10 protein-coding genes are annotated in these 17,150 nt (G+C 54.4%); all 10 read left to right on the top strand.

Translation table 11 applies throughout. The annotated features are described in order from the left end of the window. The first annotated feature begins 4 nt into the window (after window positions 1–4). The 10 genes from rpoD (at window position 5) to EKM84_RS00905 (ending at window position 16,796) form a co-directional block, all read left to right on the top strand. Window positions 5–1,135 carry an RNA polymerase sigma factor RpoD gene (rpoD, locus tag EKM84_RS00950; protein WP_373306110.1) on the top strand — a complete coding sequence of 377 codons (1,131 nt, stop codon included), beginning with the start codon at window positions 5–7 and terminating at the stop codon, window positions 1,133–1,135. Window positions 1,136–1,537: 402 nt separating this feature from the next. Continuing rightward, window positions 1,538–2,059: an RrF2 family transcriptional regulator gene (locus EKM84_RS00945; protein WP_125762730.1), complete on the top strand. Its 522-nt coding sequence runs from the start codon at window positions 1,538–1,540 to the stop codon at window positions 2,057–2,059. A 251-nt stretch (window positions 2,060–2,310) separates the two neighbouring features. Then, on the top strand, window positions 2,311–5,580 hold the full coding sequence (locus tag EKM84_RS00940; RefSeq protein ID WP_225418114.1) for an MMPL family transporter: 3,270 nt from the start codon (window positions 2,311–2,313) through the stop codon (window positions 5,578–5,580). Between the two features lie 171 nt (window positions 5,581–5,751). Further along, window positions 5,752–6,216 carry a hypothetical protein gene (locus EKM84_RS00935; RefSeq protein ID WP_125762726.1) on the top strand — a complete coding sequence of 155 codons (465 nt, stop codon included), beginning with the start codon at window positions 5,752–5,754 and terminating at the stop codon, window positions 6,214–6,216. Between the two features lie 627 nt (window positions 6,217–6,843). Beyond that, window positions 6,844–7,551 (top strand): tRNA (adenine(22)-N(1))-methyltransferase, encoded by a 708-nt coding sequence (locus EKM84_RS00930; protein ID WP_125762724.1) that lies wholly within the window; start codon window positions 6,844–6,846, stop codon window positions 7,549–7,551. Next, window positions 7,538–8,344: a Nif3-like dinuclear metal center hexameric protein gene (locus tag EKM84_RS00925; RefSeq protein WP_125762722.1), complete on the top strand. Its 807-nt coding sequence runs from the start codon at window positions 7,538–7,540 to the stop codon at window positions 8,342–8,344. The genes EKM84_RS00930 and EKM84_RS00925 overlap by 14 nt, the downstream gene beginning before the upstream one ends. A gap of 56 nt (window positions 8,345–8,400) precedes the next feature. Next, window positions 8,401–9,642, top strand: coding sequence for a peptidase T (pepT, locus tag EKM84_RS00920; RefSeq protein ID WP_125762720.1), 1,242 nt, complete (start codon window positions 8,401–8,403; stop codon window positions 9,640–9,642). Window positions 9,643–9,843: 201 nt separating this feature from the next. After that, window positions 9,844–12,456 carry an ATP-dependent chaperone ClpB gene (gene clpB, locus EKM84_RS00915; protein WP_125762718.1) on the top strand — a complete coding sequence of 871 codons (2,613 nt, stop codon included), beginning with the start codon at window positions 9,844–9,846 and terminating at the stop codon, window positions 12,454–12,456. Between the two features lie 146 nt (window positions 12,457–12,602). Continuing rightward, window positions 12,603–15,986: a DNA polymerase III subunit alpha gene (gene dnaE, locus EKM84_RS00910; RefSeq protein WP_125762716.1), complete on the top strand. Its 3,384-nt coding sequence runs from the start codon at window positions 12,603–12,605 to the stop codon at window positions 15,984–15,986. Between the two features lie 93 nt (window positions 15,987–16,079). Then, window positions 16,080–16,796 (top strand): transaldolase, encoded by a 717-nt coding sequence (locus tag EKM84_RS00905; protein ID WP_125762714.1) that lies wholly within the window; start codon window positions 16,080–16,082, stop codon window positions 16,794–16,796. Window positions 16,797–17,150: the final 354 nt, after the last annotated feature.

The raw sequence follows: 17,150 nt of genomic DNA, 5'->3' as shown, positions 1-17,150 counted from the left end.
GGGTATTTTAATGGCAAAAAAGACCACGGATCAACCAATGTTTGACCAGAAAGCATACAACAAGACGGTGCGCGCCTTAATCAAGGATAACAAAAAGCTCGGGCACATCACGTACGATGACCTGACGGATAAGGTGGCCACACCGTACACGCTGGATGCTAAGCAGATGGATAAGTTACTTGAAACCATTTCCGATGCCGGAATCAGCGTGGTTGATGCTAAGGGTGAGCCAGATGCACGGGCCGTTAAAGCCCAAAAGGCCGTTTCCAAGAAAGAATTAAAGGAAGCCTCCACGACCACTGGGGTCAAGATCAACGACCCTGTCCGGATGTATTTGAAAGAAATCGGCCGGGTCAACCTGTTAACGGCCGACGAAGAAGTCGCCTTAGCCTTGCGGATTGAAAACGGTGAAGAAGAAGCCAAGCAAGAATTAGCCGAAGCCAACTTACGGCTGGTAGTGTCCATTGCGAAGCGGTACGTGGGTCGGGGGATGCAATTCCTGGACCTGATTCAAGAAGGAAACATGGGTCTGATGAAGGCCGTCGAGAAGTTCGACTACCGGAAAGGGTTCAAGTTCTCAACCTACGCCACTTGGTGGATTCGGCAAGCCATTACACGGGCCATTGCTGACCAAGCGCGGACCATTCGGATCCCCGTTCACATGGTTGAAACCATTAACAAGTTAATCCGGATTCAACGGCAACTCCTCCAAGACTTAGGGCGGGAACCCACGCCTGAAGAAATTGGGGCCGAAATGGACATGCCAACGGAAAAGGTTCGTGAGATCTTGAAGATCGCGCAAGAACCCGTTTCCTTGGAAACCCCAATTGGTGAAGAGGACGACTCTCACCTGGGTGACTTCATTGAAGACCAAGATGCCACGAGTCCTGCCGACCACGCCGCCTACGAACTCTTAAAGGAACAGTTGGAAAGTGTCTTGGACACCCTGACTGACCGGGAAGAGAACGTCTTGCGGTTACGGTTTGGTTTGGACGATGGTCGGACGCGGACTTTGGAAGAAGTCGGCAAGGTCTTCGGGGTTACCCGTGAACGGATTCGTCAAATCGAAGCCAAGGCGCTGCGCAAGTTACGCCACCCATCACGGAGCAAGCAATTAAAAGACTTTTTGGAATAAAGATAGGCAAATCCTCACGACAACGAGACCGTTGTTGTGGGGATTTTTTTGCTTTGGTAGGGCAGGCTGACCGACTTTGCTCATTAACTTCTGGCATAATCGGGGGTGTTGCGGATTGTGGCACGAGGAATGGCGGTGACCGTTGAGACAGCCCTGTTTTCTTAAAATAGACGAGATTGACGCCTTGAATTAGAGCGGCAAAGGACGAGATAGACGGTAAGAAAAGCCGGTGGTCCAACGTTTAGCAACCGTAGTTATTGTGAAATCGTTTACACAAAGGAATAATCGTCACAGATGTCATTTATTGGGTCAAAAGTCTTGAAAATCTGATTAAAGGGGATATAATGTATCTCGTTTAAGATTTCTAAATTCACAAACTTTTTGCTAGAAAGGAGGTGCGTTGTGAAAGCCAAACCAAGTTTGGAACAGGCCCTCTGTATTGTCGCGTTATTGGGCGTGCAGGACCGCAAGATTCCCCTGCATAGTCGATTGGTAGCGGAACGACTGGGCATTTCGACCAGTTATTTGAAAAAAATCGTGCAAAAGCTCGCCAGCGCCGACATCGTGAAGACGACGGCTGGGCGTGATGGCGGCATCGTGTTGACCCGCGACCCGCATGCGATTACGTTGTTAGACGTGTTCAATGCGATTGAGGGGGCGTCATCCTTCGTGAAGAACAGTGGCCTGGTCAAGAAGGTGTTTGACTTCGATCAGAAGGACGCCTTCATGCAGACCTATGGGTTAAAGGACCTCAAGGATTCGCAGCCGGTGGCCAATGTCCTGGCCGTCTTCGGCAATGCCGAGCAGCGTTTCCGCCAGCAACTGGCCACGTTAAGTATCGGGGATGTCCTGCCAACTTCAGAGAATCAACCGCTGAAATTGGACTGGACGACCTGGATCGTTAATCAGCGTCCGACCGATTAACGGCTAGATGTAATAGCAAGGTTAAATGAATGGGCACAATGAGTGTCGATTGAATCGTATCAAGCAGCAGGCTAATTACCGTGTGAACCTGTTCCGACCAATTATAGTTGTGAGAGGTCGGTTCGACCGACAAAAAATTAGTCATCAGTATTAGTGACCAGAGGCGAATCAAGCTGGTCAGTGGGAACGACAATTAACAAGTTAGTTTAAATAATTATTTTTATTTTTTAGGAGGTTTTCCCGTGCGCTGGATGAATAAGCACTACATCTGGAACGTTATCGGCTGGCTGGTCATCGTGATCTTAGCCGTCGTCACGATTCCAAACATGAGCAAATTGGTGGCTGACAAGGGGCAAATTACCGTGCCCAGCAGCTACCAAAGTACGCGTGCCACCAACATGCAAAAACAGTGGGGGCGTTCGCAACGTGGTACCACTGCCGTCGTGGTGGTCTTTAGCAATGGCGATTCTGCCTTAACCAGTTCGCAGAACACCCAGATTGATCAGACCATTCAACGAATCAAGAACCACGAAGATCAGTATCAAATTCGCTCGATGACCGCGGCTAGCGATAGCTCGACGGCGGCGTCTCAACTGATTTCCAAGGATAAGAGTACGCAACTCTTGCAGCTGAACGTACACAAGAGTTCTCGGCATTCCGTTACGTCGATTCGCTCACAGATCACCAAGCTGGCCAAGACCAGTGGCGTGAAGACCTACGTGACCGGGGCGGATGTCTTGAACCAAGACTTCTCCGATGCCACGCAGGCCGGGGTTCAGAAGACCGAAATCATTGCTGCCATCTTTATCTTCCTGGTGCTCTGGTTGGTCTTCCGGTCACCCGTGACGCCACTCTTCTCCCTCTTGACGGTCGGCGTTTCTGTAATCACGTCGATCTCAGTGGTCGCCAACCTGGTTGACCGCTTCAACTTCCCGTTCTCGAACTTCACGGAAGTCTTCATCGTTATCGTGTTATTTGGGATTGGGACCGACTACAACATCCTGCTATATAACGAGTTTCGAGAGCGACTCGCGAGTGGGAAGGATAAATTCACCGCGACCAAGGAAGCCATTAAGGTTGGTGGTCGTACGGTGCTCTATTCCGGCTTGTCTGTTTTAATCGGGATGAGTGTGCTGGGCTTTGCCAACTTCTCGCTGTACAAGTCCGCCGTCGGGATTGCCGTCGGGGTCGTGGTCTTACTGGCCGTGCTCCTGACGCTGAACCCATTTTTCATGGCCGTGTGTGGCAAGCACCTCTTCTGGCCCATCAAGAAGTTCCAGGGTGAGGGCGATAGCCGCCTCTGGCACGGGATGGCCAAGCACGCCATGATTCGGCCCGTCATCACCTTGATTGTGACCGGAATCGTCTTCATTCCGTTAGCCCTCTCGTCTCACGGGACACTGGACTACGATAACTTGGTTGAAATCGGGGATAACGTTCCCGCCAAGCAAGGGTTCAAGGTCGTTCAGAATCACTTCTCCAAGGGGACGGCCGAACCCACTACGATTTACATTCAAAGTGACCACGAGTTAGATAATGAAAAATCCCTGTTACTGGTTGACCGCCTGACGAAGCAGCTTCAGGCCTCGACTGGCGTCAAAACCGTGGCTTCCGTCACCCAACCCGGTGGGAAGGCCATCAAAGCCCTGTACGTCCGGAACCAAATGAGTTCGGTCACGAGCGGCTTGGTCAAGGCCCAAAAGGGTGTCAACAAGGTTAACAAGGGCTTGAAGTCGGCCAACAGCCAACTCAGCAAGCAAAATGTTTCCGGGGCCGTGAAGGATGCCAACAAGCTGGCGTCCGGTGCCCAAGAAGTTAGCACCGGGACCTCCCAACTGCAGTCAGCGATTTCACAGGTCTCGACCGGCGTCAACTCGCTGAACAGTCAGGTCTCCTCCGCATCCGGTGGTCAACAGGCCGCCCAGTTAGCCCAATTGGAGGCCGCCTTGCCACAGTTGAACGCGGCCATTCAACAACTGAACACCCAAGTGTCAGCTAGTTCCACCAGTACCAGTGGCGTGACGAGTTCCTTGTCCACCATCGGCACGAAGACGCAAGACATTGCCACGCAACTCCAGAACATCAAGAGCTCCGTTGGTAATTTGCCAAGTGTCAGCGCCAGTTCCGTCGCCGCAGCCTTCAGTGCGCAGGGCGTGCCGTTATCTGCCGCTCAGAAGCAGGTCTTAGCCGGCGTCTTACAGAAACAAACCGCTGCACAAACGCAATTGAAGTCTGCCCTGAGTAGCTCACTGACCCAAATCGGCAGTGACGCCTCAGCCATTGGCTCGGCCGACCAGAGTGTCGCCGGTCAATTACAATCGCTGCAGGGGTCCACGGCCACGCTGCAAAGTGCTGTGGCGACCTTGGCGCAAAAGTCGAACGTGGTCTTACCGGGTGCCGCGACCGCCTTACAGTCGGCCAGTGCGCAGAGCACCCAGTTAGCTAGCGCCACGAGTCAATTGTCCAGTGCGATGTTTACCATCAATGGCAAGATGCCAAGCTTGGTTTCCGGGGCCAGTCAAGTGGCTGCTGGTAACCAAACCATGGCGGAGAAGTTAGCCGTGATGAGTAAGCAACTGACCGCCTTACGTAAGGGCCTGACCTCCGCCAGCGCCGGGTTGACGCAAGTCTCCAGTGGGGTCGGTACGGCCAACGTTTACCTGAAGGGCCTGCAAAAGTCCGCCGCGGCCGAAACGTTCTACATCCCCACCAAGCAATTGCACGGGAGTACGTTTAAGGAGTCGCTGGACACCTACATGGCGCCGAACAAGAAGATCACCAAGCTGACGGTCGTGTTGGATGACGACCCAAGTTCCGCCGCTGCCATGGCCCGCTTACCACAATTGGAAAAGGTCGTGACCGGTTCACTGAAGGGGACGAGCCTGAGTGGCGCCAAGGTTGCCTTTGGCGGGAACACCTCCCAGACCAACGATATTAACGAAATGGCTTCCAGTGACTTTACGCGGACGGTCATCATCATGTTAGCCGGCATCTTTGTTGCGCTGATGGTGGTTACCCGTTCACTGGTTCAACCAATCGTGATCGAAGGAATCTTACTGCTTGCCTACTCTGGGTCCTTAACCATTGTTCACTGGTTAGTGGATCCCGTGCTGGGGACCAACATGTTGACGTGGAACACGCCATTCTTCACGTTTGTCATGCTGATTTCCTTAGGGGTCGACTACTCGATCTTCCTGATGCGTAAGTACCGGGAATACCTGCACGAACCGGGCGCAACCAGCGACAAGATGCTGCGTGCCGCCACGGTGATCGGGACGGTCGTCATCTCCGCCGGGGTCATCCTGAGTGGGACGTTTGCCGCCTTGATTCCTTCCGGGGTCATGACGCTGATTCAAATCGCCTTGGCCGTGATTATCGGGATCATCCTGTTGGTCATCCTGTTACCAATCGTGATGCCAGCCGTGATGAAGATCACCTACCCGTACCCTTACTCGAAAATGAGTGAGGCACCGGTCAATGACGAAGACCACACGCAACCAACGCGTCGGCATCAGAAGTAAATTTAAGCTTTAACGAAATAAATTTGAAGGCGTTCGTCGTCCCTGAAATGGGGATGGCGGACGCCTTTTTGGTAGTATGGATGGGGGGATGAGCCTTTTACTGAGGCTATCGCGATTGCTTGGCGTTAATGATAAAATGGTTGTGTCTCAATATTGTTGAGGAGGGTCATCATGAATATCAAAAAAATCGCACTTGGTTCTTTTGCTATCGTTGGACTATCATGTTCACTTTTTTCTATGAACACGAACGCACAAGCTGCCACTTGGCACGAGGGCGTTCCGTCTTTTCTGAAGCATAGCTTTTATAGAACCAAACTTGGACCAAAATACTTTAATTATGGCGGGAAAAAGGTCAAGAATTCCAATCTTCGTCGATATGAGGGGATTAGGACATACAAGTCAACGATTCACTTCGAAGGCGCACAATACAACCTGAATCTTTCAAAGTGTCGATACACTAAGAAGGGAAACCATTACCTTGTTAGAGGAAAATTCAGCAAGTCAGCAAAATCATATCCCGCAATTAAAATTAAAAAGAACAGTAAAAGAGTGCTCTACGTTAGTGCTGGTTCAATGTACAAGGGTCATACCAATCCATCCTTTTCTAAATTGGAAAGAATGACAAAAATTAAGTAGCGATAAATCATGGTCCCCTGTCAGTAATTGGTAGCTCCTTTTGTAAAATTGTCTGATCTTTGAGATTAGGCGATTTTTTTGAGCGATACCTTTCCATGTCTGTGCCACGCCACTGCTATTTAGCGCTTGAGGTGATCATTGTTAGCTAGAAAAGTAGCATACAAATAGGCAGGTTGATGGGGATGAACCACTGAAAATTGCTGGGCACTAAGCTAACTGTTAGTTAAAAATACCATGTGAGTGACCAGAGGTGGGTCAAGCCGACCAGCTGTGTCGATGGTCTTGACTGAGCGGTCTTCTCAGTCTAGAGCATGGGACGACCTTTGAGACCGCCCTTTGGCTCAAAGGCGAGGTGGAAGCCCGCCTCTTAGGCTGGAACCGGCCCCACAGCAGGGCGGCTTGAACCCACCGCCGGGAACGGTAAGTCACGTTGATTTTTAACTGGCAACAGGCTGGAACCGGCCCCATAGCAGGCGTAGCCCCTGGCAGCCGCAGGTGACAATTGAAACGCCAACCCAGCAATTCCGGCTATTCAATTGCCGGCTGGTAGCTTATACTTAAGAAGGAATTCACGGGTGCCGCCACCCAGTCCCACGGCGGCCCCGTCACAGAAAGGAAGATTACCCCATGGATGCAGACCATCTTTCACAACGCCTGGCCACAGTTGCCAGCTATGTCCCACAGGGCGCGCGCCTCGCCGATATCGGCACCGACCACGCCTATTTACCAGTCAACCTGGCCAAACGGGGCGTCATTACCAGCGGAGTTGCTGGTGAAGTTGTGCCTGGCCCGTTTAAGAACGCTGAACACGAAATTCACAAGGAAAACCTGAGCGACCAAATTACGGCCCGCCTGGCCAATGGGCTTCAGGCCATCGAGCCCACCGACCACATCGACACGGTGGCGATTGCCGGGATGGGTGGCACGCTGATCACCCAAATCTTGACACAGGACTTCGACCGTTTGGCCGGGGTGCAGCGCCTGATCTTACAGCCCAACGTGGGCGAGGCTAACGTCCGCCAATTCTTGATGACCCACGGCTTTCAACTGGTCACCGAGAACCTGGTCAGTGAGGACGGCCACGACTACGAGATTCTAGTTGCCGACCGGCAGGAAAACCCGACCCAGTATGGTGAAGAAGACCTGCACTTTGGGCCATATTTGTTAGCCGACCACAGTCCCGTCTTCGTGGCGAAATGGCAACGCGAGCTCGCCCGGACTGAAGCCGTCTTGCAACAGGTCGAGTCCGCTAACGCGGTGCCCGCGGAAAAGGTGGCCGCACTTAAAGCTAAAATCAGTGAAATCAAGGAGGTCTTGCAACGTGTTGGTGCGTGAGTTAGTCGAACGATTTGAACAATTTGCTCCCAAGACATGGGCGGAACCGGGTGATCCGGTCGGTCTGCAACTCGGTAGTCTGGATGCCCCGGTCCACAAGGTATTGGTCACACTGGATGTGCGGCCCGAGGTGGTCGATGAGGCGATTCGCCAGGGTGCAGACTTTATCTTTGCCCATCACCCCATGATGTTTCATCCGGCCAAGAACCTGGACCTGAGCGTGCCCCAAAACCAGATGTACGCCACGCTGCTAAAGCACGACATCACGGTGTACGGTGCCCATACCAATTTGGACAGCGCCCCCGGTGGCATGAATGACTGGTTGGCAGCGGCCCTGAAGCTACAGGACACCACCGGCCTGGTGCCCAGCAATGGCAGTACCGCTACGCCGGACATCATGATGGGCCGTATCGGTGACCTGGCTCAGACCATGACGGTCGTCGAGTTCACCCAGTACTGCAAGGAAGTCTTTCACGTCGGTGGCCTGCGGGTCATTAGCCGCACACCGGATGCCCCGGTCAAACGGGTCGCCGTTTTAGGCGGTTCCGGTGGGCCGTTCTATCAGGCGGCGTTGGCCAAGGGCGCCGATGCCTACGTGACCGGCGACATTTCGTACCATCCCGGCCATGACATGCTGGCAGCGGGGCTGAACGTCATTGACCCCGGGCACCATATCGAAAGCATCTGTAAGCCCCACCTGACCCAACTTTTCCAAGAGTGGGCGCAGGAGAATGACTGGCCGATCACGGTCCAGGCCTCTATGTTAAATACTGACCCGTTTACTTTTCTTTAGGCCAGAAAACGCGTACACTGAAATGGTAAGTTAACTTAATTGAGGAGTGATTTATTTTGGCAAAGTATGAAAATTTGATTCCCCGGTTTCTGAAATACGTGAAGATCAACACCCGCTCCACACCCAACGCGACGACCGTTCCGTCCAACGAACGGTTGACCAAATTCGCTGAAGGCTTGGTTGCGGACTTGAAGGCCATTGGCTTAAGCAATGTGCACATCAACGCGCAATCCAGTTACGTTTACGCCACCTTACCCGCGAACACGGACAAGCAGGTGAAAAAACTTGGGTTCATTTCCCACTTTGACACGGCGGACTTCAACAGTGTTGACATCAACCCCCAGTTCGTTGAAAACTACGATGGCCACTCCGTCATCAAGTTGGACGACGCGGGCAAGTACACGTTGGACCCAGCCGTCTTCCCTAATTTAAAAAACTACCAGGGCGACACGCTGATCACGACTGACGGCAGTACCTTGTTGGGTGCCGACGACAAGTCCGGGGTTGCTGAAATCATGGCATCCGCCGAATACCTGTTGGCGCACCCAGAAATCAAGCACGGCGAAATTGAAATTGGCTTGGGACCCGATGAAGAAATTGGGACCGGGGCCGACCACTTTGACGTCAAGGACTTCGGTGCCGACATCGCCTACACGGTCGATGGGGGTCCCTTAGGCCAATTGGAATACGAAACCTTTAACGCCGCTGATGCCCAGGTCGAAATCACGGGGACCAACGTGCACCCGGCCGAAGCTAAAGGGGTCATGGTCAACGCCTCACAAGTTGCCATGGACTTTCACGCAATGCTGCCAGAACACGACCGGCCAGAAAACACGGAGGGTCGCGAAGGCTTCTTCCACCTCTACAGCATGGAGGGGACCGTTGATTCTGCCCACCTGAGCTACATCATCCGGGACCACGACCGTCAGATCTTTGAAGACCGCAAGAAGCTGTTCCAAGGGGTCGCTGACCAATTGAACAAGGCTTACGGTTCCGACCGCGTGGCTGTGACCATCAAGGACCAATACTACAACATGCGCGAAGTCATCGAGAAGGACATGACCGTCGTTGACCTGGCTAAGCAAGCCTTAGAAGAATTGGACATCAAGCCACTGATCTTCCCTGTTCGTGGGGGGACTGATGGGTCCAAGATCTCCTTCATGGGTCTGCCAACGCCTAACCTGTTTGCCGGTGGGGAAAACATGCACGGCCGGTTCGAATACGTTTCCGAACAGACCATGGAAAAAGCAACCGACGTGATCATCAAGATTGCCCAACTCGCCGAAGCACAGGCATAAATTAATTGGTCAAAATAGGTCAAATTATTTTGATTTGACGCTAAAATCAGTTAGAATATGAGTGAAAAATGGAGGTTGACCTAAGGGTTGCCTCTTTTTTCGACCCGTGAAAAGCAGTTAGACACGGGGAAAATAGAAAGTTTAAGTTAATAACGACCAATAAAATCTAATTAATGATTAAATCCATGAGGAGGACATGCAATGAATCCAGAAAAAATGACGCAAGCCTTAACCGATGCCTTAACGGAGGCGCAACGGATCGCCATGACCCGCAAGCACCAACAGGTTACCGTGGCCCATCTCTTTAAGTTTTTAACGCAACCCGGTGAGCTGGGACGTGAGATCTTAGCGTCGGCTGGGGTCGATATCACGGCCTTGGATCAAGAATTGGACCGCGAACTAGACAGTATCAGTACGGTTTCCGGGAGTGGCGTGCAGTACGGCCAGGAATTTTCTCGCAACCTGACCGACCTTTTGCAACGCGCGGATACCGTGAAGGATAGCTATCACGACGACTTCATGGCCGTGGACGTGGTCGTGATTGCGCTGATGCAACTCGGTGGGGAAAGCCTGACGGACTACCTGAAGAGCCAGGGCATCACGCAACAGATGGTCAAGAATGCCGTTGATAAGATGCGTAGCGGCGAACGTGTGACGTCTAAGAACCAAGAAGACCAGTACAAGGCCTTAGAGAAGTACGGGACCGACCTCGTCAAGGCCATGCGCAGTGGCAAGATCGACCCGATCATTGGCCGGGATGAAGAAATCCTATCGGTGATTCGGATCCTGTCGCGTAAGACCAAGAACAACCCCGTTCTGATTGGGGAAGCCGGGGTCGGGAAGACGGCCATCGTGGAAGGCTTGGCCCAACGAATTGTCCGCGGGGATGTCCCCGATAATTTAAAGGACAAGACGATTTTCTCCCTGGACATGGGGGCCCTGATTGCCGGAGCCAAGTACCGGGGCGAATTTGAGGAACGCCTGAAGGCCGTCTTGAAGGAAGTCACCAAGAGCGAAGGTCAGATCATCATGTTCATCGATGAAATCCACAACATCGTGGGTGCGGGGAAGGCCGAGGGCAGCATGGACGCCGGCAACCTGTTGAAGCCGATGCTGGCCCGCGGTGAACTCCACCTGATTGGGGCCACCACGCTGGATGAATACCGCCAGTATTTGGAACAGGACAAGGCGTTAGCCCGGCGGTTCCAACGCGTGCTGGTCAACGAACCCAGCGTCGAGGACACCGTCACGATTCTGCGGGGCATCCGCGAACGCTTTGAAATTCACCACGGCGTCAAGATTCACGACAACGCGTTGATCGCGGCGGCCAAGTTATCCGACCGCTACCTGACTGACCGGTTCCTGCCCGACAAGGCCATTGACCTGGTCGACGAGGCCTCGGCTTCCATTCGGGTGGAAATGAATTCGGCCCCAACGGAATTAGACCAGGCCCGCCGGCAAATGATGCGGATGCAGGTCGAACAGACTGCGTTGAAGCAGGAAACCGACGAGGCCTCGCAACAGCGTTTGGCGGAACTGACGAAAGAGTTGGCCGACACGAAGGAAAAGGTCGACCAGTTAAGTGCCCGCTGGAACCAGGAAAAGACGGCCATCCAAAGCGTGGGTGACAAGAAGACTGCGCTCGACACGGCCAAACGCGATTTAGCCAACGCCGAGTCCGCCTACGACCTGAACAAGGCCGCCGAACTCCAACACGGGACGATTCCGCGTTTGGAAAAGGAACTGGCCGACCTGGAAAAGCAGGACCAGAGCCAAGACTGGCTGGTCTCCGAATCCGTCACGGAAAATGAGATTGCCGCGGTCGTGAGTCGAATGACCGGCATCCCCGTGACCAAGCTGGTCCAAGGTGAACGGGAGAAGCTGTTGAAACTGGCCGACCGGTTACACGACCGGGTCGTGGGTCAGGACCAAGCCGTTACTGCCGTCGCCGATGCCGTCTTGCGTTCCCGGGCCGGACTACAGGATCCAACCAAGCCGCTGGGCTCCTTCCTCTTCTTGGGCCCAACCGGGGTCGGGAAGACGGAACTGGCCAAGGCCTTAGCCGAGAACCTCTTTGATAGTGAAGACCACATGGTGCGCATCGACATGTCCGAGTACATGGAAAAGGAATCCGTGTCCCGGTTAGTCGGGGCGGCCCCCGGGTATGTCGGCTACGAAGAAGGGGGCCAACTGACCGAGGCCGTGCGGCGGAACCCGTACACCATCGTGTTGTTTGACGAAGTGGAAAAGGCCCATCCGGACGTCTTTAACCTGTTGCTGCAGGTCTTAGACGACGGGCGCTTGACGGATAGTCAGGGGCGGACCGTGGACTTTAAGAACACCATTTTGATCATGACCTCTAACCTGGGGTCGGACCTGCTGTTACAGGGGACCGATGATCAGGGACACATCAGTGGGGATGCCCAGAAGCAGGTGGCCCAGTTGCTACAAGCCCACTTCCGGCCGGAATTCTTGAACCGCATCGACGAGACCATCATGTTCACGCCACTGTCACTGGCCGACGTGCAACAGATTGTCGTTAAATTGGTCGCCCATCTGGCTACTCGGCTGCACGAACAGCAGTTGGACCTGACCATCACACCGGCGGCTCAGGCCTGGATTGCTCAGAAGGGGTACCTGCCAGCCTATGGGGCGCGGCCACTGCAACGGTTCATCACCACGCACGTGGAAACGCCATTGGCACGAAAACTGATTGCCGGTGAGATTCCGACGAACAGCCTGATCACCATCGACGTGGCCGATGACCAGTTGACCTTCACCCACGAGATTCAGACGGAAACCATTGGTAAATAAGCGTTTTAAGGGACTCGACCGCGATTGGCCGGGTCCCTTTTTGGTTGGATTTCACCATTCACGAACATTTGTTCGTTACCCGCGATTTACCGCATTTTTTCTGGTATAATAGCGATAACGAAACGATAGAGAAGGGAGACCCGGGGATGTTTGTACCGTTACAAGTCTTAAGCACCTACAGTTTATTACAGAGCACGAACCGTATCGACGCGCTGGTTCAAACGGCCAAGGACCGGGGTTACTCGGCCTTAGCCCTCACCGACCATAACGTCATGTACGGGGTCGTGGCCTTTTACAACGCCTGCCAACAAGCGGGAATCAAACCGCTGTTGGGTCTCACGTTAAGCGCCCAGGGTATCAGTGACGCCCCCCAGGCACACGACTGGGTCCTGATTGCCCAGGACTTTACCGGTTATCAGCAGTTGATGCAGCTCTCCACGGCCTACCAGGTTGCAGAAGGCCCGGTCGACCTGACCCAACAGGCGACTAACCTGAGTCATTTAGACCTGATTGCGCCCCTAGATAGCGAGATCCATCAGCTCCTCGCCGCGGGTGACGTGACGGCCGCCGAACGCGTCGTGCACCAGCTACAGGGCTTAGATCCGCACTTGTCTCTAGGGATTAGCCCAGAGATTCCAACGGCGACCCGCGAGGCCCTGAGCAACTTGGCCCAAGCGACGCAGGTGCCACTGGTGGCGTTAGCGCCGGTCGAGTACCTGGACCGCGACGACCATTTTGCCGTGACCGTCTTACGGGCCATTGGGGCCGGGGCAACGTTAACGGACCCGACCGCTGAGCAAGAGACGCTAGGGACTCACTGGTTACGCCCAGCCGCCGAGGAGACCGCGCGCTTTGCAGCCGCCGGTCTAGGGGATGCGGTGGCTGCGACGGGGGAACTCGCCGCCCAAACGGCCGTGACCCTGAAGTTCCAGCAGCCGCAATTGCCCCAATTTCCCACGCCTGATCAACAGGCCTCCCAGGATTACCTGCGTGAGATCTGCCAAACGGGGCTTAAACGCCGTCTAGCTCAGAATGCCATCACGGATAGCCAGCCTTACCAGGAGCGCTTAGAACGCGAATTAGGGGTCATTCACCGGATGGGCTTTGACGACTACTTCCTGATTGTCTGGGACGTGATGAATTACGCCCATCAGGCCCACATTCAGACCGGACCGGGGCGGGGATCGGCGGCCGGCTCGCTCGTGGCCTACGTCCTGGCCATCACCGAGGTCGACCCCTTGGCCTATGACCTGCTATTCGAACGATTCTTAAACGAGGAACGGGCCCAGATGCCCGATATCGACCTGGATATTCCGGATAACCGCCGCGAACAGGTCTTACAGTACGTCCATGATAAATACGGCCACACCCGCGTTGCCCAGATCATTACCTTTGGGACGCTAGCGACCAAGGCCGCGTTACGAGACGTGGGCCGGGTGCTGGGGATGCCGCCGTATGCCATGAGTGACTGGAGTGCGGCCATTCCCCCGAAGCTACACATCACGCTAAAGGAAGCCTATGACCAGTCGCAGAAGCTGCGCAACCTGGTGGCCGACAGCGAGAAGAACCGCCTGTTATTCGAGACGGCCCAAAAGCTCGAGGGCCTGCCCCGCCACTACTCGACCCATGCGGCCGGAATCGTGTTGAGCCAGGGGCCGTTGACGGATTTGGTGCCACTACAGCCGGGAAGTGAAGACCTGCTGATGACCCAGTACCCCAAGGATACGGTCGAGGCGGTCGGTCTGTTAAAAATGGACTTCCTAGGCCTGCGGAACCTGAGCATTCTCGCCAATACGTTGGCCCTGATCAAGAAGCAAACCGGGCAGGCGCTCGACCTGAATCAAATCGATTTAAACGATACCGCAACGTTAGCGTTGTTTGCCCAGGGCGAGACCAACGGCGTCTTTCAATTTGAATCATCCGGGATCAAACGGGTCCTGCGCCAACTCAAACCCGATAGTTTCGAACTGGTCGCCGCGGTCAACGCCCTGTACCGGCCGGGTCCCATGGAAAACATCGATACCTTCATTCGCCGAAAGGATGGCAAGGAACGGGTGACCTATGCGGCGCCAGTCCTAAAGCCCATCCTGGGACCGACCTATGGCGTGCTAGTCTATCAGGAACAGGTCATGCAGGTCGCGTCCGCCATGGGGGGCTTTACGCTCGGGGAAGCCGATTTGCTGCGGCGAGCCATGAGTAAGAAGAAAAAGCAGACCATGGACGCCATGCAGAAGAAATTCGTGAGTGGCGCGCAACAGTTGGGCTATGCCCCAGCGGTGGCCGAACAGGTCTTTGCCTACATGGACCGCTTCGCCAACTACGGGTTCAACCGTTCCCATGCGGTGGCCTATAGCAAATTAGCCTTTCAGCTGGCCTACTTGAAGGCCCACTATCCCGGACCGTTCTACGCGGCCTTGATGAACTCGGTGATCAACGTGCCGGTCAAGACCAAGGCTTATTTGACCGAAGCCAAGCGCCACGGGGTGACCGTGCTCCCGCCGGACATCAACGACTCGACAGCTTACTTCAACTTACAGGGGGATGCAGTCATCTTCGGGTTGAGTAGCATCAAGGGGGTCCGCCGCGACTTCTTACGGGAGGTCTTGGCCGACCGCCACGAGAACGGGCCCTTCAAGGACCTCCACCAATTCCTACAACGCATCGATGCCAAGTACCGCAAGACGGACCTGCTAAACGCCTTGGTCTACGCCGGGGCCTTCGACCATTTCGGCCATAACCGCGCAGAGCTCCTCGCCGCCCTGCCAGAATTCATCAGCACCGTGGAACTCTCTGGCGATAACGTCGAATTGTTTGCCGCGTTGGCGCCAAAGATCAAAACGGTGCCGGACCTCGACTTGATGACCAAGCTCACCAATGAGGAAGCCGTCTTGGGGGCGTATCTCTCGGGACACCCGGTCGCTCAGTACCAGGCGTTGGCCCAGCAACTCCACGCGACGACCATCAGTGACCTGACCGTGGATGCGCGCGTCGTCACGATTCTCTATGTGACCAAGATCCGGACGATTCGCACCAAACGAGGGGAGCCAATGGCCTTCGTGACCGGGAGCGACGAGACGGCCGACGTGAGCGTCACCATTTTTCCCAATCAGTTCCGCCAGGTCAGCACCTGGTTGAAGACCGATCAGGTGATTGTCGTGCGGGGAAAGGTCGAACAGCAACGGGGCCTGCAGATCGTAGCGGATCAGGTGACGTTAGCCGAGGAGATGCCGGTTCGTGAGCAGTCGGCACCACAGGCTAGCTCGTCGCCGCAACCCAAGCAACCAACGTTACCGACGGGGGCCCGCTGGTTCATTCGCGTGGACCTGAATCACGATGACCGGTCGGTGGCTAGACAGCTGGCCCAGTTCTTGACCAGTCACGCCGGTCAGGTGCCCGTCATCGTGTACCAACCGCAGACGGATACCAAACGCGTCCTGCCCCAGAGCCAGTGGTTACCGGAGGATGCCCAGTTAAAAGCCGCCTTGGAACAACTGATGGGTGCGGGCAACGTTGTTTTACAAAACGGATAGACCAATTTTAATAAAAATACCTCTAGACTATTTGTGTAGGCTTTAGTATGATTATACCAATGCTTAACAAATAGAGAACTGGAGGTTTTTTTAATGGATTTAAACGTGAAGATTTACGCTGATGGGGCCAAACTGGCCGATATGCAGGCCGTGGCGGCCCAGGGACTGGTCACGGGGTTCACCACGAACCCCAGCTTGATGAAGGCAGCCGGGATCACCGACTATTTGGCCTTTGCCCAGAAGGCCGTGGCCACGTTCCCCGACCAATCGATCAGCTTCGAGGTCTTTGGCAACACCCCCGACCGGATGCTCGCCGAGGCCAAGGTCTTAGCCGGCTTAGGCCAACACGTCGCTGTGAAGGTACCCATCATCCGGGCCAACGGTGAGGACAATGCCGCGGTCATTCGTGAACTGTCTAACGCTGGGGTCCAGGTCAACGTGACGGCCATCACAACGCTCACCCAGGTCAAGTTAGCCGTCGACGCCTTGAACGCTGAGGTCGGGGGCATCGTCTCCGTCTTTGCCGGGCGCGTGGCCGACACGGGCGTCGATCCGTTGCCGTTGATGCGCCAAGCCGCTGGACTCTGCCACACGAAGGAACACGTCGAGCTGTTATGGGCCAGCACCCGTGAAGTCTTTAACGTTGTGCAGGCCGAACAGACCGGCTGTGACATCATCACCGTACCACCGAAGATCTTGGCCAAGCTCGCTAAATTTGGGACGCCGGCCGTGCAGGTCTCCGTGGACACGGTCAAGACGTTTGATGCGGACATCGCCAGCCTCGGATTTACCATTCCTGTGACGGAATAGGTGGACTCGTCGGGAATCGGGACGCAACTTAAGAAATCCTTACGTTTTGTTGGGTTAGGGGGATGTCGGGACGGTGGGGGATGCCCCGTTCGGTGGCCAACCCGATTGGTCTAGTTGCTTGAGTGACCTGATAATAAAGCACTATTTATCCATTCAATAACCTGTTGATTATAAAATCAGCAGGTTTTAAGCTTTCCTGAGGCCCGTCGGCCCGGGGAAAGCGCTTACTTTGAAAAAATATGAACAATCGGCGAAAAATCGGTAAACAAAGGCGACATTAATTTTCAAAAGTGATAGAATAATTTTGGAATCAAATTTGTGCCGAAACTTTTTGTGAGTCTTAATTTGACTAAA

This window comes from Levilactobacillus mulengensis, from assembly GCF_003946045.1.
Taxonomy (GTDB): Bacteria; Bacillota; Bacilli; order Lactobacillales; family Lactobacillaceae; genus Levilactobacillus; species Levilactobacillus mulengensis.
The sequence above is the reverse complement of the archived record's forward strand: the minus strand, read 5'-3'. Positions and strand labels throughout refer to the sequence as shown.

Bases quoted from the DNA above. Each gene is read 5' to 3' on its own strand.
- EKM84_RS00940 (WP_225418114.1), top strand. From the start codon at position 2,311: ATGAATAAGCACTACATCTGGAACGTTATCGGCTGGCTGGTCATCGTG.
- EKM84_RS00935 (WP_125762726.1), top strand. From the start codon at position 5,752: ATGAATATCAAAAAAATCGCACTTGGTTCTTTTGCTATCGTTGGACTA.
- EKM84_RS00930 (WP_125762724.1), top strand. From the start codon at position 6,844: ATGGATGCAGACCATCTTTCACAACGCCTGGCCACAGTTGCCAGCTAT.
- clpB (WP_125762718.1), top strand. From the start codon at position 9,844: ATGAATCCAGAAAAAATGACGCAAGCCTTAACCGATGCCTTAACGGAG.
- dnaE (WP_125762716.1), top strand. From the start codon at position 12,603: ATGTTTGTACCGTTACAAGTCTTAAGCACCTACAGTTTATTACAGAGC.
- EKM84_RS00905 (WP_125762714.1), top strand. From the start codon at position 16,080: ATGGATTTAAACGTGAAGATTTACGCTGATGGGGCCAAACTGGCCGAT.